The 24,255-nt window shown below is 72.2% G+C and carries 22 protein-coding genes; 12 read left to right on the forward strand and 10 right to left on the reverse strand.

The window, feature by feature from the left end; all coding sequences use genetic code 11:
• Positions 1-121 precede the first annotated feature (121 nt).
• Positions 122-688: a DNA modification methylase gene (locus tag ACO03V_RS06365; RefSeq protein WP_367726200.1), complete on the forward strand. Its 567-nt coding sequence runs from the start codon at positions 122-124 to the stop codon at positions 686-688.
• A 54-nt stretch (positions 689-742) separates the two neighbouring features.
• Here the strand turns inward: ACO03V_RS06365 and ACO03V_RS06370 are convergent, their stop codons facing one another.
• Positions 743-1,426 carry a response regulator gene (locus ACO03V_RS06370; RefSeq protein WP_367726199.1) on the reverse strand — a complete coding sequence of 228 codons (684 nt, stop codon included), beginning with the start codon at positions 1,424-1,426 and terminating at the stop codon, positions 743-745.
• The gene (locus ACO03V_RS06375) at positions 1,423-2,637 is read right to left on the reverse strand and encodes a sensor histidine kinase (protein WP_367726198.1); all 1,215 of its coding nucleotides are present in this window, start codon (positions 2,635-2,637) and stop codon (positions 1,423-1,425) included. Before ACO03V_RS06375 ends, ACO03V_RS06370 begins: the two co-directional genes overlap by 4 nt.
• A gap of 173 nt (positions 2,638-2,810) precedes the next feature.
• Here ACO03V_RS06375 and phoU point away from each other — a divergent pair, with 173 nt between their 5' ends.
• On the forward strand, positions 2,811-3,494 hold the full coding sequence (gene phoU / locus ACO03V_RS06380; RefSeq protein ID WP_367726197.1) for a phosphate signaling complex protein PhoU: 684 nt from the start codon (positions 2,811-2,813) through the stop codon (positions 3,492-3,494).
• Positions 3,495-3,555: 61 nt separating this feature from the next.
• Here phoU and ACO03V_RS06385 read toward each other — a convergent pair whose 3' ends face one another.
• Positions 3,556-4,308: a phosphoglyceromutase gene (locus ACO03V_RS06385; protein WP_423137009.1), complete on the reverse strand. Its 753-nt coding sequence runs from the start codon at positions 4,306-4,308 to the stop codon at positions 3,556-3,558.
• 72 nt (positions 4,309-4,380) lie between these two features.
• On the opposite strand from ACO03V_RS06385, the gene ACO03V_RS06390 reads away from it, so the two are divergent.
• Positions 4,381-5,172, forward strand: coding sequence for a class I SAM-dependent methyltransferase (locus tag ACO03V_RS06390; RefSeq protein WP_423137010.1), 792 nt, complete (start codon positions 4,381-4,383; stop codon positions 5,170-5,172).
• A 163-nt stretch (positions 5,173-5,335) separates the two neighbouring features.
• On the opposite strand, the gene ACO03V_RS06395 is transcribed toward ACO03V_RS06390, so the two are convergent.
• From ACO03V_RS06395 to ACO03V_RS06410, 4 genes are all read right to left on the reverse strand, one after another.
• Positions 5,336-6,448 (reverse strand): FUSC family protein, encoded by a 1,113-nt coding sequence (locus tag ACO03V_RS06395; protein ID WP_367726194.1) that lies wholly within the window; start codon positions 6,446-6,448, stop codon positions 5,336-5,338.
• On the reverse strand, positions 6,445-7,551 hold the full coding sequence (locus ACO03V_RS06400) for a YgfZ/GcvT domain-containing protein (protein ID WP_423137011.1): 1,107 nt from the start codon (positions 7,549-7,551) through the stop codon (positions 6,445-6,447). The genes ACO03V_RS06395 and ACO03V_RS06400 overlap by 4 nt, the downstream gene beginning before the upstream one ends.
• Before the next feature lie 2 nt (positions 7,552-7,553).
• Positions 7,554-8,153 carry an FABP family protein gene (locus ACO03V_RS06405; protein WP_367726192.1) on the reverse strand — a complete coding sequence of 200 codons (600 nt, stop codon included), beginning with the start codon at positions 8,151-8,153 and terminating at the stop codon, positions 7,554-7,556.
• Between the two features lie 133 nt (positions 8,154-8,286).
• Positions 8,287-8,577 carry a hypothetical protein gene (locus tag ACO03V_RS06410; protein ID WP_367726191.1) on the reverse strand — a complete coding sequence of 97 codons (291 nt, stop codon included), beginning with the start codon at positions 8,575-8,577 and terminating at the stop codon, positions 8,287-8,289.
• 115 nt (positions 8,578-8,692) lie between these two features.
• Here ACO03V_RS06410 and ACO03V_RS06415 point away from each other — a divergent pair, with 115 nt between their 5' ends.
• From ACO03V_RS06415 to ACO03V_RS06435, 5 genes are all read left to right on the forward strand, one after another.
• On the forward strand, positions 8,693-9,385 hold the full coding sequence (locus tag ACO03V_RS06415; protein WP_423137012.1) for a winged helix-turn-helix transcriptional regulator: 693 nt from the start codon (positions 8,693-8,695) through the stop codon (positions 9,383-9,385).
• 57 nt (positions 9,386-9,442) lie between these two features.
• Complete coding sequence (locus ACO03V_RS06420; RefSeq protein WP_367726189.1) at positions 9,443-11,611, forward strand: RNA degradosome polyphosphate kinase; 2,169 nt, start codon at positions 9,443-9,445, stop codon at positions 11,609-11,611.
• Complete coding sequence (locus ACO03V_RS06425) at positions 11,608-12,546, forward strand: NUDIX hydrolase (RefSeq protein ID WP_367726188.1); 939 nt, start codon at positions 11,608-11,610, stop codon at positions 12,544-12,546. Before ACO03V_RS06420 ends, ACO03V_RS06425 begins: the two co-directional genes overlap by 4 nt.
• Positions 12,547-12,608: 62 nt before the next feature.
• On the forward strand, positions 12,609-13,076 hold the full coding sequence (locus ACO03V_RS06430) for a hypothetical protein (protein WP_423137013.1): 468 nt from the start codon (positions 12,609-12,611) through the stop codon (positions 13,074-13,076).
• Positions 13,077-13,175: 99 nt separating this feature from the next.
• Positions 13,176-13,991, forward strand: coding sequence for an HNH endonuclease signature motif containing protein (locus ACO03V_RS06435; RefSeq protein ID WP_423137014.1), 816 nt, complete (start codon positions 13,176-13,178; stop codon positions 13,989-13,991).
• A gap of 19 nt (positions 13,992-14,010) precedes the next feature.
• On the opposite strand, the gene ACO03V_RS06440 is transcribed toward ACO03V_RS06435, so the two are convergent.
• Genes ACO03V_RS06440 through ACO03V_RS06450 form a run of 3 tightly spaced genes read right to left on the reverse strand, consistent with a single transcriptional unit; the run spans position 14,011 to position 20,035 of the window.
• Positions 14,011-14,742: a class I SAM-dependent methyltransferase gene (locus tag ACO03V_RS06440; RefSeq protein ID WP_423137015.1), complete on the reverse strand. Its 732-nt coding sequence runs from the start codon at positions 14,740-14,742 to the stop codon at positions 14,011-14,013.
• A complete protein-coding gene (locus tag ACO03V_RS06445; protein WP_423137016.1) occupies positions 14,739-16,094 on the reverse strand; it encodes a M1 family metallopeptidase in 1,356 nt (451 codons plus the stop codon). Before ACO03V_RS06445 ends, ACO03V_RS06440 begins: the two co-directional genes overlap by 4 nt.
• Positions 16,091-20,035, reverse strand: coding sequence for a Pls/PosA family non-ribosomal peptide synthetase (locus ACO03V_RS06450; RefSeq protein ID WP_423137017.1), 3,945 nt, complete (start codon positions 20,033-20,035; stop codon positions 16,091-16,093). Before ACO03V_RS06450 ends, ACO03V_RS06445 begins: the two co-directional genes overlap by 4 nt.
• Before the next feature lie 166 nt (positions 20,036-20,201).
• Between ACO03V_RS06450 and pstS the strand changes: the two genes are divergently transcribed.
• From pstS to pstB, 4 genes are all read left to right on the forward strand, one after another.
• The gene (gene pstS / locus ACO03V_RS06455) at positions 20,202-21,317 is read left to right on the forward strand and encodes a phosphate ABC transporter substrate-binding protein PstS (RefSeq protein WP_367726179.1); all 1,116 of its coding nucleotides are present in this window, start codon (positions 20,202-20,204) and stop codon (positions 21,315-21,317) included.
• A gap of 78 nt (positions 21,318-21,395) precedes the next feature.
• Positions 21,396-22,340, forward strand: a complete 945-nt coding sequence (pstC, locus tag ACO03V_RS06460) for a phosphate ABC transporter permease subunit PstC (RefSeq protein ID WP_367726178.1) — start codon at positions 21,396-21,398, stop codon at positions 22,338-22,340.
• 1 nt (position 22,341) lies between these two features.
• Positions 22,342-23,451: a phosphate ABC transporter permease PstA gene (pstA, locus tag ACO03V_RS06465; protein WP_423137018.1), complete on the forward strand. Its 1,110-nt coding sequence runs from the start codon at positions 22,342-22,344 to the stop codon at positions 23,449-23,451.
• A 19-nt stretch (positions 23,452-23,470) separates the two neighbouring features.
• Positions 23,471-24,250, forward strand: coding sequence for a phosphate ABC transporter ATP-binding protein PstB (gene pstB / locus ACO03V_RS06470; RefSeq protein WP_367726176.1), 780 nt, complete (start codon positions 23,471-23,473; stop codon positions 24,248-24,250).
• Positions 24,251-24,255: the final 5 nt, after the last annotated feature.

Below are 24,255 nucleotides of genomic sequence, written 5' to 3' on the forward strand. Positions count from 1 at the left end.
TAAGGTTCCGCCCCCTCCCCGCGCCCGCGCACCCGGGTACGCACGCCGCCCGCGCGCGAGACCGGGCCGGTTCCGCGGACCCCATAGAATGACGGGGATGCCGTCTGTCTTTGGAGGATCCGTGAAATCGCGCCTCATCGCGTCCATCGTCGTGGGAGCGGCCGTCGTGCTCGGCACGTCCGGCTGCAACCTGATCGCTCCGCAGGCGACGACCATCCAGTACTCCGCATCGGACGGTGTCAACGTCCCCGAGTCGGGCCCGCTGCACGTGCGCAACGCCCTCATCGTGGCGGACGCCGAGGGCACCGACGGCAACATGATCGCCGCCATCGTCAACGACACCCTCGAGCAGCAGACTCTGCGCATCGAGGTCGGCGAGGGGTCCTCCGCGGTCCGCGCGACGGTCAACGTCCCGGCGAGCACCACCCTGAGCCTCGGCGACCTGGCCAACGACGTCGAGCCGCTGCTGCTCGAGGGCATCGACGCGGTCCCCGGCTCCACCACCCCGGTCTACTTCCAGTCCGGCGACTCCGAGGGCGCCCTCATCCAGGTCCCCGTGCTCGACGGCGCACTGGAGTACCTGAGCGACCTCGCCCCGGCCGGCCCGACCCCGACGGTCGCCCCGACCCCGCTGGTCACCCCGTCGCCGGACGAGACGCCGTCCGCGACCGAGACCCCCTCGTCCTGAGCACGAACGAAGGCGCCGACGGCAGGACCGTCGGCGCCTTCGTCGTTCCCGGGATCAGGACTCGAAGCGGTAGCCGAGACCTCGCACCGTCACGAGCATGGTCGGCTCGCTCGGGTTCTGCTCGATGCGGGAGCGGATGCGCTTGATGTGGACGTCGAGCGTCTTGGTGTCGCCGAAGTAGTCGGTCCCCCAGACGCGGTCGATGAGCTGGCCGCGCGTCAGCACGCGACCGGCGTTGCGCATCAGCACCTCCAGGAGCTCGAACTCCTTCAGCGGCATGTTGATCTCGCCGCCGTCCACCGCGACCGTGTGCCGGTCGATGTCGAGGGTCACGCGACCGCCCGTGAGGACGCGGTCGTCGAGGTCGGCGTCCTCGGGCGTGCGGCGGCGCAGGACCGCCCGCATGCGCGCGAGCAGCTCGCGGGTCGAGTACGGCTTCGTGACGTAGTCGTCGGCGCCGAGCTCCAGCCCCACCACGATGTCGACCTCGGAGTCCTTGGCGGTGAGCATGATGATCGGCACCTGCGAGGTCAGGCGCAGCTGCCGGCACACCTCCGTCCCCGGCATCCCCGGGAGCATGAGATCCAGCAGGAGGATGTCCGCACCGCGCTCGCGGAACGCGGTCAGGGCGAGCGCGCCGTCCTCGGCGATCTCGACCTCGTAGCCCTCGCGACGGAGCAGATAGGCGAGCGGGTCGGCGAGGTCGGGCTCGTCCTCGACGATCAGGACGCGGGTCATAGGGTGTCCCCCTTCACGGGTACGGGGCGCGCGGCAGGCGGCTTGCGGGGCTTCCGGCGCGGCTTGGTGCGGGTCTGGTCGAGATCGGGCGCCTCGGACTGCGGGAGGCGGATGGTGAAGGTCGAGCCGCGCTCCGGGCGCGACCACAGGCGCACCTCGCCGCCATGACGCTGGACCGCGTGCTTGACGATGGACAGCCCGAGGCCGGTGCCGCCGGTGCGGCGCGAGCGCGCCTGGTCGGCGCGGTAGAACCGCTCGAACACGCGGTGCTGGTCGCCCTCGGGGATGCCGATGCCGCGGTCCGTGACCGCGATCTCCACGACGGTGTCGTCGAGCTTGACCCCGACTCCCACCTTCGACCCGTTCGGCGAGTAGGCGATGGCGTTGGCGATGAGGTTGCCGACGGCCTCCGTGAGGATCTGCGGCTCGCCGCGTACCCACAGCCCCTTGGTCCCGCCGCGGACCACCGTCACCTGGGCGGAATCGGCCTGCAGCGCGTGCGACTCGACCGCGGCGGTGACGACCTCGTCGATCGAGACGTCGCGGACGTCGCGCAGCTCGTCGGCGGCCTGCAGGCGGGAGAGGCTGAGGATGCGGTTGGTCAGCGCGCTCAAGCGCGCGATCTCCGCCTGCAGCCGCGCCGAGAAGGCGCGCACCTGCGCCGGGTCGTCGGCGGCGGACTCGATCGCCTCGGCGAGGAGGCTCACCGCGCCGACGGGCGTCTTCAGCTCATGGCTCGTGTTGGCGACGAAGTCGCGGCGCATCTCCTCGACCCGCTCGCGCTCGGTGATGTCGCGCAGGACCAGCAGCACGAGCCGCGGCGAGATCGGGGTGGCACGGACCGCCACGAGCCGCGGCTCCGCGGGAGCGGCCCCCCGCCGCAGCCGCAGGTTCTCCGCGACCGCCGCGCCGGTGTCGCGCGCGGCGCGGGCCACGCGGCGCAGATCGTCGCTCGCGATCACCTGGCCCTCGTCGAGTCCGAACACCTCGGCGGCCGGCGAGAGGGCGAGCACCGTGGAGGAGGTGTCGCAGACGAACGCGGGGTCGTCCATGGCTCCGAGCATCGCCTCGACGCCCTCGGGCACGGCGGTCGACACCTGCGCCAGCGCCCGGTCGCGGGCACGCAGCGCTCCGACGACGAGGCCGACGACGGAGCCTCCGACGAGGAATCCCACGAGGAGCGCGAGCAGCGAGAGCTGCGTCTGATCCATGCCTCCAGCGTAGGGGCGCGATCTGTGCGTCACCGGACGTTCAGCCGCGCACCGTCGCCGGGGAGGGCTACTATTCACTGTCACAGCACCACTCGTTAACCTTCGCTGGGAACAATCGCGGAGGGTCGCGGGACGCGTGTGTGCCGTGCCGCGAACGAGGAAGGTCAGTTGCGATGCGCGAAGTGTTCCACCAGTCCCTTGAAGACGTCCAGAGCCGTCTGGTCGAGATCGCCGACCTGGTGACCGTCGCCATCGACCGCGCCACCCGCGCGTTCGGCACGAGCGACGTCTCCCTCGCCGAGGAGGTCATCGAGGCGGATGCGGTCATCGACGAGAAGGCCATCGCCCTCGACGAGCTCGCGATCGAGATCCTCGCCCGCCAGCAGCCCGTCGCCCGCGACCTGCGCATCGTCGTCACCGCGCTGCGTGTGAGCGCGTCGCTCGAGCGCATGGGCGACATGGCCGAGCACATCGCCCAGCTGGCCCGCTCCCGCTTCCCCGAGCGTGCGATCCCCCGCGGTCTGAAGGGCACCTTCACCCGCATGGGCGAGCTCGACGTCGAGGTCGCCCGCAAGCTCGCGGAGCTGCTCCGCACGCAGGACCTGCGCATCGCCGAGGCGATCCGCGACGCCGACGACGACATCGACGAGCTGCACGTCAGCGTGTTCGAGAAGGTGCTCGGCGACTCGTGGAAGGGCGAGGCCACCGCGACCGTCGACGCGACGCTCGCGAGCCGCTACCACGAGCGCTTCGCCGACCACGCCGTGTCCGTCGCGAAGAAGGTCGTCTACCTGGCGACCGGCGACTGGGCCAACGACGGCGAGGACACCACCGTCGAGCACGCGCCGGTCGTCTGACCCCGCAACGACGAAGAGGGTGGATGCCGATGGCATCCACCCTCTTTCTCGTTCCGGTGCGTCAGTCCTTCTTGCCCTGGGCGGCGACCGCGGCGGCACCGGCGGCGGCGGCCTCGGGGTCGAGGTACTGACCGGGGCCGAGCGGCCGGAGGTCGGCGTCGAGGCGGTACACGAGCGGGATGCCGGTCGGGATGTTCAGCTCGGCGATGTCGCCGTCGCTGATGCCCTCGAGGTGCTTGACGAGACCGCGCAGCGAGTTGCCGTGGGCGGTGACGAGGACGGTCTTGCCGGCCTGCAGGTCGGGGGCGATGTCGCTCTGCCAGTAGGGCAGCATGCGGTCGATGACGATCTTCAGCGACTCGGTGTCGGGCACCTCGCCGTCGATGTCGGCGTAACGGGGGTCGCCGACCTGGCTGTACTGGTCGTCGGCGGGCAACGCGGGCGGCGGCACGTCGAACGAGCGGCGCCAGAGCATGAACTGCTCGTTGCCGAACTCCTCGAGGGTCTGCGCCTTGTCCTTGCCCTGCAGGGCGCCGTAGTGGCGCTCGTTGAGGCGCCACGAGCGCTTGACGGGGATCCACAGACGGTCGGCGGCGTCGAGGGCGATGTTCGCCGTCTGGATCGCACGGCTGAGCACCGAGGTGTGCAGGACGTCGGGCAGGATGCCGGACTCGGCGAGCAGCTCGCCGCCGCGCTTCGCCTCGGCCTTGCCCTGGTCGGTGAGGCGGACGTCGACCCACCCGGTGAACTGGTTGGTCTTGTTCCACTCGCTCTGGCCGTGACGGAGGAGGATCAGCGTGTAAGGCTCGGTCATGCCTCCATGCTAGCGAGACGGCGGGGTCCTCCACGGGCCGCGGACCCGGCACCCGGCTGGCAGGATGTTCGGGTGAACGCCTCCCCCGTCGGCCGCCCCACGCGCGGCACCACCGGGGTCAACCGACTGCGACGGGTGGACCGCTGGATCGCCCGGCACCCGGTGCTCCGCCGGGCCGGGGATCCGCTCGTGGTGGACCTCGGCTTCGGGGCGAGCGCCGTCACCCCCCTCGAGCTGCATGCGCGGCTGCGGCGGGTGCGGGCGGACGTCGAGGTCCTCGGTCTCGAGATCGATCCGGACCGCGTCGCGCGCGCCCGGGCGCAGGCCGCCGGCGTGCCCGGAGTGGGGTTCGCGCTCGGCGGGTTCGAGGTGCCCGTCCCGCGCGGCCGACAGCCGGCGATCATCCGGGCCATGAACGTCCTGCGGCAGTACGACGAGGCCGACGTCGCGAACGCCTGGGGGCGGATGTGCGGGCGCCTCGGCGCCGACGGCATCCTCGTCGAGGGGACCTGCGACGAGATCGGGCGCGTCGTGACGTGGATCGAGGTCGGGGCCGACGCCGTTCCGCGGACCCTCACGGTGTCCCTGCGCCTGGACGTGCTCGACGCTCCGTCGATCGCCGCCGAGCGTCTGCCCAAGGCCCTCATCCACCGGAACGTCCCCGGCGAAGGGGTGCACGCGTTCCTCACGGCTCTGGACCAGGAGTGGGCCCGCGCCTCGGCCGTCGCCCCCTTCGGTCCCGTCCACCGCTGGCGCACCGCCGTCGGGGCGATGAGGGATGCCGGATGGCCGGTCCGCGAGCCGGGTCGGTGGCGCCTCGGCGAGGTCACGGTGGACTGGTCGGCGGTCGCGCCGCGGGGCTAGCGTCGGCCGCAGTCGTGCGCCGCGGCGGGACGTGCGCCGCGGGAGGTGCGTCGGCGGGAACCGCGAGAAACGCCCTATGCACGGAGGAACGCCGGGTACGCGAGTTTCTCGGTGCAGAACGCGTTTCTCGTGCGAGACGACGCGGCGCCGAGCCGACCGCGGCTCAGATGCGCGGCAGGAGGTCGCGCGCCTCGCCGGAGGGCACTCCCACCGCGACCAGCAGGTCGACGGCCAGCGGCCGGAGGGCGGCGAGCAGGTTCAGCTCCCCCACCCCGCCGCCGGGGAGCAGGGCCGCCGGGTCCAGGCGCCGGGCGATCGCGGCCAGATACGCCCGCGCCTCCGGCTCGCGGTCGGCGTCGGCGAGGGCGTCGCGCACGAGGGAGGCGCCGCGGGCGAGCTCGGCCAGCAGGTCGGCGGGAACCGGACGGCTCTCGCCGTCGGCGCAGAGGTACGCCGCCCGACGGGCGATGACGCGGAGGTTCCGCGTGGCCAGGTCGAGGGCGGCCCGGGCGCGCTCGTGGCGCTGGAGCTCGCCGCGCTGCCGGCGCAGGAACGGCGAGATGCGCGCCACCTCGCGGCCGGACTCCAGCGACCCCGTCCACGCGTCGACGTACGTCTGCAGCGAGCGGGCGCGGTCGAGCCCGCGGTCGGCCCGGGCGCGGTCGCCGCGGCGCAGTGCCCGCACGATCGTCGACATCGCGGCATCCAGGGCGTCGAAGAGCTCGTCGGCGTCGCGCAGCTCGGTGCGCCGCAGGGTCCGCGGGATGAGCGCGGTCACGAGGAGCGCCGCCGCCCCGCCGACGATGCCATCGAGCAGACGGAGGAAGGGGGCGCCGCCCACGGCGATGAGGGCGATGAGCGACTGGACCACCGCGGCCAGCGCGAACCCCGGCTGGGGCGAGAGGAACCGGGCGACGATGAGGGTGAGGGTCATCGCGATCGCCAGCTGCCACCACCCGGCGCCGGCGAGCAGCAGCACGATCTCGGCGATGAGGATGCCGACGAGCATGCCCGCGACCGTCTCGGCCACCCGCCAGGGGCGGGCGTCCCGGACCAGGCCGAGGCTCGAGACGGTGACCGTCGCCGCGAGCAGCGGCGCCGGATGCCCGAGGACGAGATGCGCGAAGACGTACGCCGCGGTGGCCGCGACGACGATCTGCGCGACGGCCGGCGCGGACTCGCGCAGGCGCGCCAGGCGCCGGCGGAGGCTCGACCTCATGCGCGACCGCGGGACGACGACCCCGGAGGTCGTCGACCAGGTCTCGCCGTCGCTCATTCCGCGGCGCGGCGGCGTCCGAGACGCGGCAGGCGCGGGACCCCCGCGGTGGCGCCGGCGTCGGAGGGGACGACGGTCTCCTGCGCGGCGGCGATCACGCCGTCCGCGGTGTCGATCTCGAGGGTCACCCCCTCGGGGGCGTTCCGGCGGATCAGCGCCAGAGCGATGGGACCGTCCTCGTGGTGCACGGCGACCGACGTTATCGCCCCGACGACGGTGTCGCCCGCGCGGACCGCGTCGCCCCGGGACGGCAGGATGCTGTCGCTGCCGTCCAGCTGCAGGGCGACCACGCGCCGGGGAGGGTGGCCGAGGTTGTGCACCTTGGCGACGGTCTCCTGCCCGCGGTAGCAGCCCTTCGACAGGTGAACCGCGGTGCGCAGCCAGTCCATCTCGTGGGGCAGGAGGCGCTCGTCGGCGTCGACCGACAGACGCGGCCGCCAGGCGGCGACGCGCAGCGCCTCGACCGCCTCGCGACCGGCGAGGGACTGCTCCCCCGCGGCCGCGGCGGCGACGACACGGTCGAGCTCGGCGCGCTCGACGACGGCCTCCGCCCAGTCCCGGTCCGCCCCGGGGTGCGGCTCGACGCGGGCGTACGCCCACCCGCCCGGCGACACCTCGGGCCACGGGTCGACCCAGACGACGGCACGCCCCTCCGGCGCGACGGCGGACAGCGCCGACACGGCGTCGCGGGTGCCGCCGATCACGGCGAGCTCGTCCGAGCGGTCGCGCACCTCGACGCGCAGGCGGAAGCGCATGCGGGTCAGCCAGGCGGCGAGGGGCTCGGCATCCGTGGCATCCACGATCAGCCAGGCGGTCGCACCGTCGTCGACGAGCGCGGCGGCGTGCTCGACGCGCCCCTGCGGGTCCAGGATCAGCAGCTCGGTCGAGACGCCGGCCGGCAGGTGCGTCAGCGCCTGCGACGAGAGCGAGTCGAGCCAGCTGAGACGGTCCTCGCCGCCGACCGTGAGGACGCGACGGTCCGCGAGCGGGGCCAAGGCGGACCCGGATGCCAGGCGGCGCTGCTCCGTGAGAGGAGAGCCGACATGGCGGAGCCCGCCGTCGTCGTCGAGGACGGCGCCCGGGACCTCGGCGAGAGTGGCCACGGTCACTCCGCCCGGGCCAGGCGCGCGGAGGCGTGCGAGCCGAGCTCGCGGCCCAGGGCGGCGATGTCCCACGCCCACAGCAGGTGGTTGTCGACGAGGCCGTACATGCGCGTGGCCGCGACGTAGGGCTTGGCCCCGGCCGTGCGGACGACGGCATCCGTCGCGATGTCGATGCGCGGGCCCCGGACCTGTCCCAGGTACAGCTCCATGACGCCGTCCGAGTGCACGATGCTGACCTCGAGGTCGAAGCCGTTCTCGGCGTTGCGGAGCGCCTCGACGTCGTCGGCGGTCCGCGGGGCGGCCTCGGCGACAGCCGGCAGCAGCGCCGGGCCGGGGTCGGCATCGGTCGCGGGGCGGCCGAGACGCCAGTAGCCGATCTCGGACACCAGGGGGCGGCGCTGGTCGCCGTCGAGCAGCCAGGCGTGCGCCGAGTAGTTGAGGACGGGTCCGCCGTCGTGGCTAAAGCTCACGCGGTGCTGGAACTCCCCCGAATAGGAGCGGCCGTCGACCTCGTAGTCGATGACGCCCGTGCCCTCCCAGACGCCGATGAGCCAGGCGAGGGGGACGAGGTCGGAGGGGAGATCGGTCGGAAGCTCGATCACAGCGGGCCGCTCAGCGCTGGCCGCGGTAGAGGTTCTTGATCACCACTCCGGACACGAACACGATCGCCAGGGAGGCGAGACCGAGAAGTCCCACGAAGAACAGTTCGAGCGCGAGGAGATCCATGGGTCAACTCTAACCGGCGACGAGCATCGCCAGCCCGAAACCTGCCGTGATGAGTCCGAGGACGACGAGGGCGCCGAGCACGCTCGCCGCGACCCGCTGGATGAACGCCTGCGAACGGCCGTACCAGAGCTGCACGGCGAAGGCGACGATCACGCACACGCCCAGAGCCACGGTCGCCCACTGCGCCCGCCACTCGGACGGGACGAAGACGCCGACCGCGACGCCCAGGACCGCGGCGAGCACCCAGACCGCGACGACGCCGCCGACGGTGCGACGCGGGGCGAGGTCGGGGAAGGACATGGGCTCCATCCTGGCGCACGGCCGGCGGCGGCGCACGCCTCCACGCCGTCGTTGACAGCGGGAGCGAGCGTGCACTCTAAGATGGGCGGGACGCAGGCCGCACTCGGAGGTCCGTTTGGCACAGCTCCTCGTTCTCAGCTCCGCCCCCGGCGGCGGTCCCGTGCTGCCCGCGCTCGAACTCCTGAGCCACCGCGTCCGGCAGATCCCCGCCGAGCCCGCGCAGCTCGTCAACGCCCCGTCCGCGGACGTGGTGTTCGTCGACGCGCGCACCGACCTGGTGGGCGCGAAGTCGCTGTGCAAGATCCTCACCACGACCGGACTCGAGGCGCCCCTCGTCCTCGTCGTCACCGAGGGCGGGCTCACGGCCGTCTCCACCGACTGGGGCGTCGACGACGTCGTGCTCGTGGGCGCGGGCCCCGCCGAGATCGATGCGCGCGTGCGCCTCGCGATGGGCCGCCGCAGCGCCGACCAGGTCTCCACCCGCATCCAGACCTCCGGCATCACCATCGACGAGTCCTCCTACTCCGCCAAGGTGCACGGCAAGCCGCTCGACCTCACCTACAAGGAGTTCCAGCTCCTGCACTTCTTCGCCACGCACCCGTCGCGCGTCTTCACCCGCGAGCAGCTGCTCAGCGAGGTCTGGGGCTACGACTACTTCGGCGGCACCCGCACGGTCGACGTCCACGTCCGCCGTCTGCGCGCCAAGCTCGGCGACCTCGAGCAGCTCATCGGCACGGTGCGCAACGTCGGGTACCGCTTCAACGTGTACGAGGACGATCAGCCGCCGGTCCCCGCCACCACGGTCTGAGCCCCGCGGAACGCAACCGTTCACACGCGTGTCACCGACCCCTGTCATGATGTGGGGATGATCGAACACGACGTGCTCGACGCGGGCCTGGGCGACGCGGACGACGACGATTTCGACGAGGCCGTGGAGGCCGAGGACGACCAGCTACCCGACCACCGGTACCTCGACCGCGAGATCAGCTGGCTGTCCTTCAACCAGCGCGTCCTGGAGCTCGCCGAGGATCCCACGATCCCGGTGCTCGAGCGGGCCAACTTCCTCGCCATCTTCGCCAGCAACCTCGACGAGTTCTTCATGGTGCGCGTCGCCGGCCTGAAGCGGCGCATCGTCACCGGCCTCGCCGTGCCCACGAACGTCGGCCGGGCGCCGCAGGACGTGCTCGCCGACATCTCGGCCGAGGCGCACCGCCTGCAGCTGCGCCACGCCGCCGCGTGGACCGACATGGTCCGGCCCGCCCTGGCCGAGGCCGGCATCGAGGTCGTGTCGTGGGGGTCGCTGGCGGCATCCGTCCAGGAGAAGCTGACGGAGTACTTCCAGCGCAACGTGTTCCCGGTGCTGATGCCGCTCGCCGTCGACCCGGCGCACCCGTTCCCCTACATCTCGGGGCTGTCGCTGAACCTCGCGATCCGCATCCGGAACGCCCGCACCGGCCGCCAGGAGTTCGCCCGCCTCAAGGTGCCGCCGATGCTGCCCCGCTTCGTCGAGGTCTCCGGCGACGGCCCGGGCGTGCGCTACCTGCCGCTCGAGGAGCTCATCTCCAACCACCTCGGCGACCTCTTCCCGGGCATGGAGGTGCTGGATCACCACGCGTTCCGCCTCACCCGCAACGAGGACGTCACGGTCGAGGAGGACGAGACCGAGAACCTCATCCAGGCGCTCGAGGCCGAACTGCTCCGCCGCCGGTTCGGGCCGCCCATCCGTCTCGAGATCACCGATGACATGGACGACCTCACGCGCGACCTGCTGCTGAGCGAGCTCGACATCACCGAGCAGGAGGTCTACCGGCTGCCGGGCGCCCTCGACCTGCGCGGGCTGTTCGACCTGTCGCGCATCGAGCGTCCCGACCTGCGCTACCCCCCGCACGTGCCCAAGACGGCGCTGCCCTTCCAGCCGCCCGAGCAGAACGGGCGCGCCGACATCTTCGGGGCCATCCGCAAGGGCGACGTGCTCGTCCACCACCCGTACGAGTCCTTCGCGACGAGCGTGCAGGCGTTCCTGGAGCAGGCCGCCAAGGACCCGCATGTGCTCGCCATCAAGCAGACGCTGTACCGCACCTCGGGCGACAGCCCGATCGTGCAGGCCCTCATCGACGCCGCCGAGGCCGGCAAGCAGGTCCTCGCGCTCGTCGAGGTGAAGGCGCGCTTCGACGAGGCGAACAACATCGTCTGGGCGCGCAAGCTCGAGAAGGCCGGCGTCCACGTCGTGTACGGCCTCGTCGGGTTGAAGACGCACTGCAAGCTCGCGCTCGTCATCCGCGAGGAGGACGGCGTGCTGCGCCACTACAGCCACGTCGGCACGGGCAACTACAACCCGAAGACCAGCCGCATCTACGAGGACTTCGGTCTGTTCACGGTCGATGACCAGGTGGGCCGCGACCTCACCCGCCTGTTCAACGAGCTCAGCGGCTACGCGATCGAGAAGAAGTTCAAGCGCCTCCTCGTCGCTCCCCTCCACCTGCGCAAGGGACTGCTGCGCCACATCGACAAGGAGCGCCGCAACGCGTTGGCCGGCAAGCCCTCCGGCGTGCGGATCAAGGTCAACTCGATGGTCGACGAGCAGATCATCGACGCGCTGTACCGGGCGAGCCAGGCGGGCGTGCCGGTCGAGGTCTGGGTGCGCGGCATCTGCTCCATCAAGCCCGGTGTGCCCGGGATGAGCGAGAACATCACCGTCCGCTCCATCCTCGGTCGCTACCTCGAGCACTCGCGCATCTTCGCATTCGCGAACGACGGCGACCCGCAGGTCTACATCGGCAGCGCCGACATGATGCACCGCAACCTCGACCGCCGCGTCGAGGCGCTCGTGCGCGTCGTGGACGAGCGCCAGGTCGGCGACCTGAACGCGCTGTTCGACCTGGCGATGAGCGAGGAGACGAGCTCGTGGCACCTGCGCTCGGACGGCGAGTGGGTGCGGCACAGCGTGCAGGCCGACGGGACCCCCCTGATCGACCTGCAGGAGCACACCATGACGCGGATCCAGCGCAAGCGTCGCGCCCGGGCGGTCCGGTGAGCGAAACCGCCGTCTACGCCGCCGGGGGCGTGGTCTGGCGCGTCGTCGACGACAAGCTGCGGGTGCTGCTGATCCATCGGACCAAGTACCGGGACGTCACCCTGCCCAAGGGCAAGGTCGACCCGGGCGAGACGCTGGCCGAGACGGCGGTGCGCGAGATCCGCGAGGAGACCGGGATCGCCGTGGCGCTCGGCGTGCCCGTCGGGGTGTCGCGCTACCGCCTCCCCAGCTCCCGGACGAAGGTCGTGCACTACTGGGCGGCGGAGGCGACGGAGGCCGCCGTCCGCGCGTCGACCTTCGTGCCGAACAAGGAGATCGCGGCGATCGAATGGGTCGGGCTGAAGAAGGCGCGCAAGCACCTCAGCTACCCGGTGGACATCGAGATCCTCGACGAGTTCGTGCGGCTCGTGGACGAGAACGCTCTTCCCACCTTCCCCGTGGTGGTGCTGCGGCACGCGAAGGCGAAGTCGCGCGAGGACTGGAAGGGTCCGGATGCCGCCCGCCCGCTCAGCCCGCGCGGCGTCCGACAGGCGCGGGCCATCGTCGGCCCCCTGCGCGCGTTCGGTGTCCGCCGCATCGTCTCGAGCCCCGCGGACCGCTGCGTCGAGACGGCCGCGCCGCTCGCCGAGGCCCTGCATCAGCGCGTGGACCTGTGCCGCGCCATCAGTCAGGACGACTGGGAGGTGGGGCGCAGCGACGCCCGCGCGGTGGTCGGCGAGCGGGTCCGGGCGCGCAAGCCCGTCGTCCTGGTGAGCCACGGCCCCGTGCTCCCCGACATCATGAACGAGCTGGCCCTGGCCACCGGCACGATGCGCGGGTCCTACCTGGGCAGTTCGGCGGCCCTGGAGACGGCGGCGTTCTCGGTGGTGCACATCCCCGTGGAGCACCCCGGCTCCGGGATCGTCGCCATCGAGACGCACGAGCCGCGGGTGTGACGGGCGGGCCGCGCCGGTTCCCCTCGGAGGTGCGGGTCGCGTGGGCGGCCCGGACGGACGGGATGCCACGGCGCGACGCCGCCGCCGACCTCCTCGGCGGTCTGCTGCCCGGCGCCGTGGTCGTGCGACGCTGCGCCCGCTGCGGGAGCACGGCCCACGGCCGGCCGCTCGTCGTCGGCGGTCGCCACGTCGTGTCGGTGTCGTACACGGACCGGTGGGTCGTCGCCGCGGTCGCGCCGTCGTCCTTCGCCACGGCTCTGGGGGTCGACGCGGTGACGGTGACCTCTGCTCCCGTCGGTGTGGACCGGGTGCTCGCCGCAGGGGCGGACCACCGCGGGTGGGCGCGTGTCGAGGCGGCGCTCAAGGCCGACGGGCGCGGGCTCGCCGTCGCGCCCGCGCACGTGACCATCGAGAACGAGCCCGACGGGTTCATCGCGAGGGTGGGCACGGCTGTCTTTCACGGCTGGGATGCTCCGGCGCCGGACGGGGTCGTCGTGTCGCTCGCCGTCCGGCTGTCGTCGCGGCGCTGATCACCGGCCGCGCCGGCGCCATAAGGGGGACACCTGTCCTCCCCATTCGGAGGAGGTGTCGCGTCATCCACCAGTGGCCGGCATCCGGCGCGCCTCGGGATGCCGGCGTCGGCGGAGCAGCAGGAACGGGCGTCGGCGCCAGGGGCGGCCCCGGAAGCGGGACAGGAACCGGCGCCCGACGGCGCACCCGGCGCCACCGACGGTACCCAGGCTGCCCAGGCTGCCCAGGCTGCTCAGGCGGAAACCCGTACCGCCGACCAGATCCGGGCGGACGTTCTCACCGACCTCCTGCTCACCGCTGCCCCCGCGATCGATCCGACACGGACCGACGACGGACCGGGCACCCTCGGCGCCATACGGGCGAGGATCCAGGTCGTCGTTCCGGCGCTGTCGGTGCTGAACCCGGACGACGAGAATCGCGACCCCGCCCAGCTGATCGGACACGGCCCCATCGGCATCGGCCTCGCGAAACAGCTGGCCGTGGCGACACCCGTCCCGTGGGATCGCGTAATCACCCACCCGATCACCGGCGCCGTCCTGAGAACCGACACGTATCACCGCACCGCCGCGATCGACCAGCACGTCCGTGCAAGGGACCGCCATTGTCGGATGCCCGGCTGCGCCCTCCCCGCGGTCTCCTGCGAAGTCGATCACACGCGCGACCATGCCCTGGGCGGCCCCACCGACGTCGGCAACCTGGCGACGTTGTGTCAGCGCCACCACTCCATGAAGCAGTTCACGGACTGGACCGTCGAACAGGTGGGCGGCGGTGTGCTCCGGTGGGTCTCCCCGGCCGGCGTGGAGTACATCGACGAACCGCCCGCCTATGCGCCCACCGTGCGATTCGCGCCGGATGACCCTGTCCCGCCGGGCGGCCCTCCTGACGACGAACCCCCGAGCTGGGCGCACCCGTGACATCCAGCCCGGACGTCCCTCAGCGGGCGCGAGCGACGAAGATCATCAGCCGATCGTCCGGCCGGAGCGGCCGACCGGTCCAATCGCCGTGCACAGCCTCGACCTCGAAACCCGCCACCCGGAGATCGGACTCGACCTCGTGGCGCGAACGGAACACCAGCGTCTGCGTCTCGGTGTGCGGTCCCCCGCCCTCACCGAAGTCCGTGTACGCCGTGAACCGCACACGACGCTCGTCGACGGCATCGACCGTCATCCACTCCGACACCCGGCCCCGCGACGTCTCGCGGTCGTGGCAGCCCGCTGTCGCCCACGACTCCCACTCCCGCACGCCGGGGTTCCGCGTCTCGAAAGCAAGCACCGCACCGGCGCGAAGACGGTCACGTACGTCTCGCAGGGTCCGCGTCCATGCGCCGTCGTCGATGTGCTGAGCGACATTGCCGGTCATCAGCGCGAGGTCGAACACGCGCGCGGGGATCGCGCCACTGTCGCCGTGCACCCACTGCACCGCCTCCGCACCGTCCCGACGGCGCGCGAAGGCGAGCATGGATGCCGACGGGTCGACCCCGACCACCCGCCGTCCGCCGACGGCCAAGGTGACCGTCAGCAGGCCCGTGCCGCACCCGAGGTCGACGACCGCGTCCGCCCGCTCCGATGCCGCCAACCTCCGGTAGAAGTCGTGATCGGGTCCGTCGGGATTGTCCTCGTCGTAGAGGTCGACGACGCGCGGATCGTAGTCCGACACAGGGGTCACGACCCCCCGTGCAGGGCGGGCAGCTCCCGCCGATCGATCCACGCCGACAGCAGCTCCGCGGCATCCGCTCCCCCGGCCTGTGCCACGGCGGCGCGGAAGTCGTCCGTCGTGACGAGGCCATGGCGGTGATCGCGCGCCCAGTCGCGCAGCAGCGCGGCGAAGACGTCGGCGCCGAGGTGCCCGCGCAACGCGTACAAGGTCAGCGCCCCGCGCTTGTAGACGCGGTCGTCGAACATGTCGTCCGGTCCCGGATCGCTGAGCAGCAGACCGGCGGGCTGAGCCGCGACACGGGCGTAGTGTTCGGCCGCGCACGCGTCGATCGTGGGACCACCGGATGCCTCCGACCACACCCACTCCGCGAAGCAGGCGAAGCCCTCGTTGAGCCAGATGTCGCTCCATCGCGCCAGGCCGACGCTGTTGCCGAACCACTGGTGCGCCAGCTCGTGGGCGATGAGACGCTGCGCGGCCGGGACGAGGTGGTTCATGCCGAACACCGCGAGCCCCTGGGCCTCGAGGGGGATCTCGAGCTCGTCGGCCGTCACCACGAGCGCGCACGCCTCCTGCGGGTACGGCCCGAAGGTTCCGTCGAACAGACGCAGCATGTCCGGCACGGCGCGGAACGCCCGGTCGGCGGCCGCGGCGAGCGCGGGCGGCGCGGTCACCGTCACCGGCGGCACCGCCGCTGTGCCGGTTTCGGCGTCCGCCGCTGTGCCGGTTCCGGCGTCCGCCGCGGTTCCGGTCCCGGCGAGCGGGGTCGTGCGGTAGCGGCCGATGTGCACGGCGGCCAGGTAGGTCGCGGTGGGCACGTCGCTGGTGAAGGTCGTGGTCGTGCGCCCGCCGCTGCGGACGGTGCGGCCGGCCGCCCCGGTCGCCATGACGGCGTACCCGTCGTCGACGGTGATCTCCATTCGCATGCGCGCGCGGTCGTCGGGGCGGTCGTTGCAGGGGAACCACGTCGGCGCGCCCGTCGGCTGCCCGGCGACGAGGGCGCCGTCGGTCAGCTCCTCCCACCCGACGGTTCCCCACCGCGAGCGGCGCGGCGACGGGGCGCCGGCGTACGTCAGCTCGACGGTGAACCTCTCCCCCGCGACGACGGTCCGCGGCAGCGCGACACGGACGGCGTTCCGCCCCTGCACGTGGCGCGCCGCCCGCCCGTCGACCCGTGCCCGGGACACGCGCAGACCGACGAGGTCGAACGCCACGCCGGCGGCATCCGTCCGGGCCACCGCCTCGATGACGGCCGTGCCCTCCAGCCGGTTGGTGCGCACGCGATACGACAGCCGCAGGTCGTACGACTCCACGGCGTACGTGCGATCGCCGCTCTGCGGGGCGTACGGATCGGCGCCCGTCACGAGGTGGACTGGTAGGCGCGCACCTTGACCGCACGCCACGGGCCGATGGGGTTGCCGCTCCAGCGTGAACCCACGGGGACGGTCTCGCCGCGCATCACCAGGGAGGCGGGGCCGACGGTCGCGTGCGCGCCGAGGGTCGAGGCGGGCAGCACGACGCTGTGGGGACCGAGGGTGGCCCCGGCCTCCAGTTCGACGGTGTCCATGCTCATGATTCGATCATGGAAGAGGTGGGTCTGCACGACGCACCCGCGGTTGACCGTCGAAGCTGCGCCGAGGGTCACCAGATCCGGCTCGGGCAGCCAGTAGCTCTCGCACCACACCCCGGCGCCGATGCGCGCCCCCAGCGACCGCAGCCACACGGCGAGTGCGGGCGTGCCGGACGCGGCGCGGGCGAACCACGGCGCCGCGACCATCTCGGTGAACGTGTCCGACACCTCGGTCCGCCACACGAAGCTGGACCACAGCGGCTGCTCGCCCGCGCGGATGACGCCCACGATCGTCCACTTGGCCGCCGTCGACACCGCTGCGGCCACCGCGCCCGCCGCGAGCATGACCACGCCGGACAGCAGCAGGGCCCACAGCGGACCGGGACCCTCCCACAAGGCGGCGAGCGCGAAGAGCACGCCGAGCCCGATCGCGCACGTGACGACGACGGGGACGATCCGGCACAGCTCCCACATCGTCCGGGCGATGCGCAGCCCGGCGCGGGGACGGTAGGTGCGCGACTCGTCGCCCTCCGCCGAGAGCCGCCGCAGACGCACGGCCGGGGAGCCGAGCCAGGACGACCCCGGCTTCGCCTTCGCCGGCGCCGCGGACAGCACGGCGACGAGGCCGTCGCGCGGCACGCGGTGCCCGGGCGCCGCCATGCCCGAGTTGCCGAGGAACGCGCGCTTGCCGATGCGGACCGGCCCGAGCCGCATCCATCCCGCGCGCAGCTCGTACGAGGCGACCATCGTGTCGTCCGCGAGGAACGCCCCGTCCTCGATGCGCGTCATCGAGGGGATCAGCAGGACCGTGGATGCCTCGACGTCGCGGCCGACGCGCGCGCCCAGCATCCGCAGCCACACGGGGGTGAAGAGGCTGGAGTACAGCGGGAAGAGGAGGGTGCGGGCGGCATCCAGGAGTCTCTCGATCGTCCATGCCTGCCACGCGATGCGGCTGCGGACGGGGTGGGTGCCCTCGGCGAGACCCCGCGAGAACACGCGGACGAGCAGGACGACGGATGCCGCGAACACGAGCCCCGTGACGAGGACGCCCGGGACGAGCCAGGCCAGGGCGGCGAGGGCGGCCGCCCCGAGGCTGTCCGCGCCGCGCATCCCCTGCGCGACGACGAGACCGCCGACGGTGAACGACGCCAGCGGCAGCAGCGCGAGGAGGATCGCCGAGCCGGCGTACGCGTACAGCCAGCGGGTCGGCGCGGGCGGTCGCTGATCCGGCCACCCCTTCGCGGTCCCGCCGACCCGGACGGCGGGCGAGCCCGCCCAGGACTGGTCCGCCTTCGCCCGGCCGAACACGGCGGACCCCGGGGCGATCTCGGCGCGACGGCCGATACGCGTGCCGGGGGCGAGCGTCGACCGGGCCCCGATCGCGGCCTCCGCCCCGATGCGCACCTCGCCGATGCGCACCTGGTCGCCGTCGATCCACCATCCGGTGAGGTCCACCTCGGGCTCGATCGATGCGCCGTCGCCGATCTCGAGCATGCCGGTCACCGGCGGCAGGGCGTGGAGGTCGACGTTCCGGCCGATCCGCGCGCCGAGTGCCCGCGCGTAGTACGACACCCAGGGCGCACCGGCGAGGCCGACGGCATCCACCTGGTCCCCGATCTGCTCGGCGAGCCAGAGCCGGATGTGCACCCCGCCGCCGCGGGGGTAGTCGCCGGGGCGGACGCCCCGCAGCAGCACACGGGCGGCGACGACGGCGATCGCCATGCGGCCGAACGGCGTCGCGAAGACGAGGAGCGCGCCGACGAGCACGGGCCACGGCACCGCGGGGAGCACCTCGAACCCCGGGACGAGTCGGAGGAGAGCGGATGCCGTGAGCAGATACAGCAGCCACCGGACGCCGGAGAGGATGAACAGCGGCGCGCCGAGCAGGGTCTGCACGACCTGGGTCGCCCGCGGGGTCGGCGCGGCGCGGTGGAACTCGACGTCGACGTCGTCCCGCAGCTGCGGACCGAGGGCCGTGGCCATCGCGCCCAGGCGCGGGACGTCGTAGATGTCGGCGACGGAGAACTCGGGCACCCGCGCGCGGATGCGCGAGACGAGCTGAGCCGCGGCGAGCGACCCGCCGCCCAGGTCGAAGAAGTCGGCGCGGCGGTCGGCGACGGGCTGGCCGAGCACGGCCTGCCACTGCTCCGCCAGCCAGGACTCGGCGGCGGAGAAGTCGGTCGCGACGGGGGCGTCGACGCCCGGCAGCGGCCAGGGCAGGGCGGCGCGGTCGACCTTGCCGGACGTGCGCACGGGTAGCTCGTCGACGACGGCCAGCAGGGGGATGGTCGCGGCGGGCAGACGGTCGGCGAGCGCGGCGCGGGCCGCATGACGGTCGAGCGCGGTGTCGGCATCCATCACCAGGTATCCGACGAGGACGGGGACCCCCGCGTCGGTCGTGCGCACCGCGACGGTGGCCGCCGCGACGTCGGGGAGGTCCTGGAGCGCCGCCTCCACCTCGCCGAGCTCGATGCGGCGGCCGCCGACCTTGACCTGGTCGTCGGCACGCCCCTGGAACACGAGCCCCTCGGGGTCGAAGCGGACGAGGTCGCCCGAACGGTAGGCCCGCTCCCACCCGAGGGTCGGCATCGGCGCGTACTTCTCGGCGTCCTTGGCCGGGTCGAGGTAGCGGGCCAGGCCCACCCCGCCGATGATAAGCTCCCCGGTCCCCCCGGGTGCGACGCGGTGTCCGTCGGCGTCGACGACGGCGAGGGCCCACCCGTCGAGCGGGAGTCCGATGCGCACCGGCGTGCTCCCGTCGAGCGGGGCGGCGCACGCCACCACCGTCGCCTCGGTGGGGCCGTACGTGTTCCAGACCTCCCGGCCGTCCGAGGCGAGGCGCGCGGCCAGCTCGGGCGGGCACGCCTCGCCGCCGAAGATGAGCAGGCGCACGTTCTCGATCGCCGCGGCCGGCCACATCGCCGCGAGCGTCGGCACGGTCGAGACCACCGTGATCCCCTGCCGCAGCAGCCATGGAGCCAGATCCTCCCCGGACCGGACGAGCGAGCGCGGGGCCGGCACGAGGCAGGCGCCGTGTCCCCACGCGAGCCACATCTCCTCGCACGAGGCGTCGAACGCCACGGACAGCCCGGCCAGCACGCGGTCGCCCGGCCCGAGCGGCTCGGCCTGCACGAACAGACGCGCCTCGGCGTCCACGAACGCCGCCGCCGACCGGTGCGACACCGCGACGCCCTTCGGCGTGCCCGTCGAGCCGGAGGTGAAGATGACCCATGCGTCGTCGTCCAGGCCGGGAGGCGGGACCACGGGAGTGGCGTTCGTGCGCGGGTGCGGGACCTCCCCGTCGTAGAGACGGACGAGCCCCTCCCCGTCCTCCCGCGGCAGGTACTCGCCCTCGCCCCCGACGATCCCGCGGACACCCGCCTCCGCGAACACCACGCGAGCGCGCTCGTCCGGGTCGTCGACGTCGACCGGCACGTAGGCCGCCCCCGCCGCGAGGACGCCGAGGATCGACACGTACAGCTCCTTCGACCCCGACGGCATCCGGATGCCCACCCGGTCGCCGCGCCGGACGCCCGCCGCATGCAGGACGCCCGCCGTTCGCCACACGCGCGCGAGCAGCTCGCGATAGCTGAGGGCCCCGGAGCCGTCGTCCACGGCGGAGGCCTCGGGATGCCGCCCGGCGACATCGGTCAGGATGTCGATGAGCGTGCGCGGGGGCGGGGCGTCGCCGGTGCGATCGAGCGGCGCCTGCGCGTTCTCAGCGGAAGTCGTCACGGTCGCGAAGCGTATACCGCCCAGGGAAACACCCCGGTCGGGCGGTCGTCGTTCACCGTCCGTTCACCCGTGCAGCGCACTCTCGTAAGAGTCGATGTTTAGCGTTCCGGGCGAACCCTGCACCGGGTTCGACACAGCTCCCGACAAACCCCGAAGGACTCCCATCGTGAAGATCTCCCGCTTCGCCCAGCTCGGCGCGCTCTCCGCCGTCGCCGCCCTCACCCTGGCCGGCTGCGCCGCGAACGAAGGCGGTACCGGCGGCGGCGCCGAGAGCGGCGACTCCGGCTCCTCGCTGTCCGGCGAGGTCGCGAGCGGCGGCGCGTCGTCGCAGGAGGTGGCGGTCCAGGCCTGGACCGCGGGCTTCCAGACCGCGAACCCCGACGTGACCATCACCTACGACCCCTCGGGCTCGGGTGCCGGTCGCGAGTCGTTCCAGGCGGGCGCGTTCCCGTTCATCGGCTCCGACCGCGCGTTCAACGACGAGGAGATCGCCGCGGGCGGCTTCGGCGCCTGCGCCGACGGCACCAACATCGTCGAGCTCCCCACCTACATCTCCCCGATCGCCGTCATCTTCAACCTCGAGGGCGTCGACTCGCTGAACCTGGACGCGGCCACCGTCGCGGGCCTGTTCGCCGGCACCATCACCACCTGGAACGACCCCGCGATCGCCGCCACCAACCCCGGCGTCAGCCTCCCCGACCTGGCCGTGACCCCGGTCCACCGTCAGGACGACTCGGGCACGACCGAGAACTTCACCGACTACCTCTTCCAGGCCGCCCCGTCGGTGTGGACCTCGGAGCCCGACGGCGAGTGGCCGCTGTCCTCCGGTGAGGCCGCCAACGGCACCTCCGGCGTCGTCTCCGCCGTCGCCGGCGCGAACGGCACCATCGGCTACGCGGACGCCTCGCGCGCCGCGCAGGAGGGCCTGTCGACCGTCGCGATCGGCGTCGGCGACGAGTTCGTGTCGTACTCCCCCGAGGCCGCCGCCGCGATCGTCGACGAGTCGCCGTTCGTCGAGGGCCGCGCCGAGGGCGACCTCGCCATCGAGCTGGAGCGCACCTCGCAGGAGTCGGGCGTCTACCCCATCGTCCTCATCAGCTACATGATCGCCTGCGAGGAGTACGCCGACGCGTCCTCCGCGCCGATCGTGAAGTCCTTCCTGGAGTACGTCGCCAGCGAGGAGGGCCAGCAGGCCGCCGCCGACGCCGCCGGCAGCGCCCCGATCAGCGACTCGCTCCGCGAGCGCGTGAACGCCGCGATCGACCTGATCGTCGCCGAGTAAGAACATCCGGATGCCCGGTCCGATGCCCCACGGCATCGGACCGGGTTTCCGTCCGTTTCCGACCCGAGACAGGAAGTCATGACCACCACCACGGCTCCGGCACCCGAGAAGCCGAAGCAACGCCCCGGAGATCGCGTCTTCTCCGGCACGGCCCTGTTCGCAGGGTCCATGATCCTCGTCACCCTCGCCGCGGTGACCATCTTCCTCGTCGTCCAGTCCATCCCCGGCTTCACCGCCACCAGCGAGAACGCGTCGATCCTGAGCGCCGACTTCTGGTCCTACGTCGGCCCGCTGGCGTTCGGCACGATCTGGGCGTCGATCCTCGCGCTCGTGATGGCCGTGCCGCTGTCCGTGTGCGTGGCCCTCTTCATCTCGCACTACGCCCCCCGCCGCCTGGCGCAGGGCCTCGGGTACATCGTCGACCTCCTGGCGGCCGTGCCGTCGGTGGTCTTCGGCCTCTGGGGCATCCTCACTCTCGCCCCGGCCATCCAGCCGGTCTACGCGTGGCTGAACGCCAACGCGGGCTGGTTCCCGCTGTTCTCCGGGACGGTGTCGGCGACCGGCCGCACCATCCTGACCGCCGCCGTGGTGCTGGCCGTCATGATCACGCCCATCATCACCGCCATCTGCCGTGAGATCTTCCTGCAGACCCCGGTGCTCCACGAAGAGGCCGCCCTGGCGCTCGGTGCCACCCGGTGGGAGATGATCCGCATGGCGGTGTTCCCCTTCGGCCGCAGCGGCATCGTCTCCGCGTCGATGCTCGGCCTCGGCCGCGCCCTCGGCGAGACCATGGCGGTGGCCCTGGTCCTGTCGGCATCCGGAGTCGTCTCCCTCCAGCTCTTCACCTCGGAGAACCCGAGCACCATCCCGGCGAACATCGCGCTGACCTTCCCCGAGGCCTACGGCTTCAACGTCAACGTCCTCATCGCCACCGGCCTCGTCCTGTTCGTCGTCACCTTCGCGGTCAATGCGCTGGCGCGCTACATCGTCAGCCGCCGCAAGGAATTCTCAGGAGCCAACTGACATGACCGCGACCTCCACCGCTCCCCGGACCACGACGCCGCCCGCCCCGGTCGCCTCCGGCAACAGCCTCACCAGCGGACGCATCCCCACGTGGGGTCCCTGGGCCGTCCTGGCCGGGAGCGCCGCCCTCAGCGGCGCCCTGTTCGGGATCATGTCGCTCGCCCCGGGCGGATTGTTCAACATCGCCGGATGGGCCGTCCTCGCCGCCGTCGTCTACCTCGTCCTCATCACGGTCACCTCGACCCTGATCGAGGGTCGCCGCAAGGGCATGGACCGCCTGGTCACGGGTGTCGTCGTCATCGCCTTCGCGATCGCGATGGTTCCGCTCGTCTCCGTCGCCGTCACCGTCATCACGAACGGCGTCGCCGGCATCAGCGGGCAGTTCTTCAGCTCGTCGATGCGCAACGTGGTCGGCGAGGGCGGCGGTGCGCTGCACGCCATCATCGGCACGCTGATGATCACGCTCGCGGCGGCGGTCATCTCGATCCCGATCGGCATCTTCACCGCGATCTACCTGATCGAGTACGGCCAGGGCAAGCGCCTGGCCCAGGCCATCACGTTCCTCGTGGACGTCATGACCGGCATCCCCTCGATCGTCGCCGGCCTCTTCGCCTACGCCCTCTTCGCGCTCATCTTCGGGCCCGGCATCCGCATGGGCATCATGGGCGCCATTGCCCTGTCGGTGCTCATGATCCCGGTTGTCGTCCGCTCCACCGAAGAGATGCTGCGACTGGTCCCGAACGAGCTGCGCGAGGCCTCCTACGCCCTCGGCGTGCCGAAGTGGCTGACGATCAGCAAGGTCGTCCTGCCGACCGCGCTGGCCGGCATCACGACGGGCGTCATGCTGTCGATCTCGCGCGTCATCGGCGAGACCGCTCCCCTGCTCCTCACCGCGGGAGTGGCGACGTCGATGAACTACGACCTCTTCGGCGGCCGCATGATGACCCTGCCGGTTTTCGCCTACTCGCAGTACATGAACCAGGGCATCCCCGCCTCGGCCTTCGTCGACCGCGCCTGGGGCGCCGCCCTCGTGCTCATCGTCATCGTCATGGTGCTGAACCTCGTCGCGCGGACCGTGGCGAAGGTCTTCTCCCCCAAGCTCGGCCGCTGACCCGAAAGAAAAGAACCCCGTGTCCAAGAGCATCGAAGTCAACGACCTCAACGTCTACTACAGCGACTTCCTCGCCGTCGAAGGCGTCTCCCTCGACATCGAACCCCGCAGCGTCACCGCCTTCATCGGCCCCTCCGGCTGCGGCAAGTCGACGTTCCTCCGCACCCTCAACCGCATGCACGAGGTCATCCCCGGCGCCCGCGTCGAGGGCTCCGTCCTCCTCGACGGCGACGACCTCTACGGCGCCGGTGTCGACCCGGTGCTCGTGCGCCGTCAGGTCGGCATGGTCTTCCAGCGCCCGAACCCGTTCCCGACGATGTCGATCCGCGAGAACGTGCTGGCCGGCGTCAAGCTGAACAACCGTCGCATCTCCAAGTCGGACGCCGACGCGCTCGTCGAGAAGTCGCTCAAGGGCGCCAACCTCTGGAACGAGGTCAAGGACCGTCTCGACAAGCCCGGCTCCGGCCTCTCCGGCGGACAGCAGCAGCGTCTGTGCATCGCCCGCGCGATCGCCGTCTCGCCCGACGTCATCCTGATGGACGAGCCCTGCTCGGCGCTCGACCCGATCTCGACCTACGCGATCGAGGAGCTGATCGGCGAGCTGAAGAACGACTACACCGTCGTCATCGTCACCCACAACATGCAGCAGGCCTCGCGCGTCAGCGACAAGACGGCCTTCTTCAACATCGCCGGCACCGGCAAGCCGGGCAAGCTCATCGAGTACAACGACACCTCGACGATCTTCACCACCCCCGCCGTGCAGGCCACCGAGGACTACGTCTCCGGCCGCTTCGGGTGATTCCC

The sequence above is a fragment of the Microbacterium sp. HMH0099 genome (assembly GCF_049384025.1).
Taxonomy (GTDB): domain Bacteria; phylum Actinomycetota; class Actinomycetes; order Actinomycetales; family Microbacteriaceae; genus Microbacterium.

Coding starts and splice junctions, on each gene's coding strand:
- ACO03V_RS06370 (WP_367726199.1), bottom strand. CDS start 1,426: ATGACCCGCGTCCTGATCGTCGAGGACGAGCCCGACCTCGCCGACCCG.
- ACO03V_RS06375 (WP_367726198.1), bottom strand. CDS start 2,637: ATGGATCAGACGCAGCTCTCGCTGCTCGCGCTCCTCGTGGGATTCCTC.
- phoU (WP_367726197.1), top strand. CDS start 2,811: ATGCGCGAAGTGTTCCACCAGTCCCTTGAAGACGTCCAGAGCCGTCTG.
- ACO03V_RS06385 (WP_423137009.1), bottom strand. CDS start 4,308: ATGACCGAGCCTTACACGCTGATCCTCCTCCGTCACGGCCAGAGCGAG.
- ACO03V_RS06395 (WP_367726194.1), bottom strand. CDS start 6,448: ATGAGCGACGGCGAGACCTGGTCGACGACCTCCGGGGTCGTCGTCCCG.
- ACO03V_RS06410 (WP_367726191.1), bottom strand. CDS start 8,577: ATGTCCTTCCCCGACCTCGCCCCGCGTCGCACCGTCGGCGGCGTCGTC.
- ACO03V_RS06420 (WP_367726189.1), top strand. CDS start 9,443: ATGATCGAACACGACGTGCTCGACGCGGGCCTGGGCGACGCGGACGAC.
- ACO03V_RS06430 (WP_423137013.1), top strand. CDS start 12,609: ATGCCACGGCGCGACGCCGCCGCCGACCTCCTCGGCGGTCTGCTGCCC.
- ACO03V_RS06435 (WP_423137014.1), top strand. CDS start 13,176: ATGCCGGCGTCGGCGGAGCAGCAGGAACGGGCGTCGGCGCCAGGGGCG.
- pstC (WP_367726178.1), top strand. CDS start 21,396: ATGACCACCACCACGGCTCCGGCACCCGAGAAGCCGAAGCAACGCCCC.
- pstA (WP_423137018.1), top strand. CDS start 22,342: ATGACCGCGACCTCCACCGCTCCCCGGACCACGACGCCGCCCGCCCCG.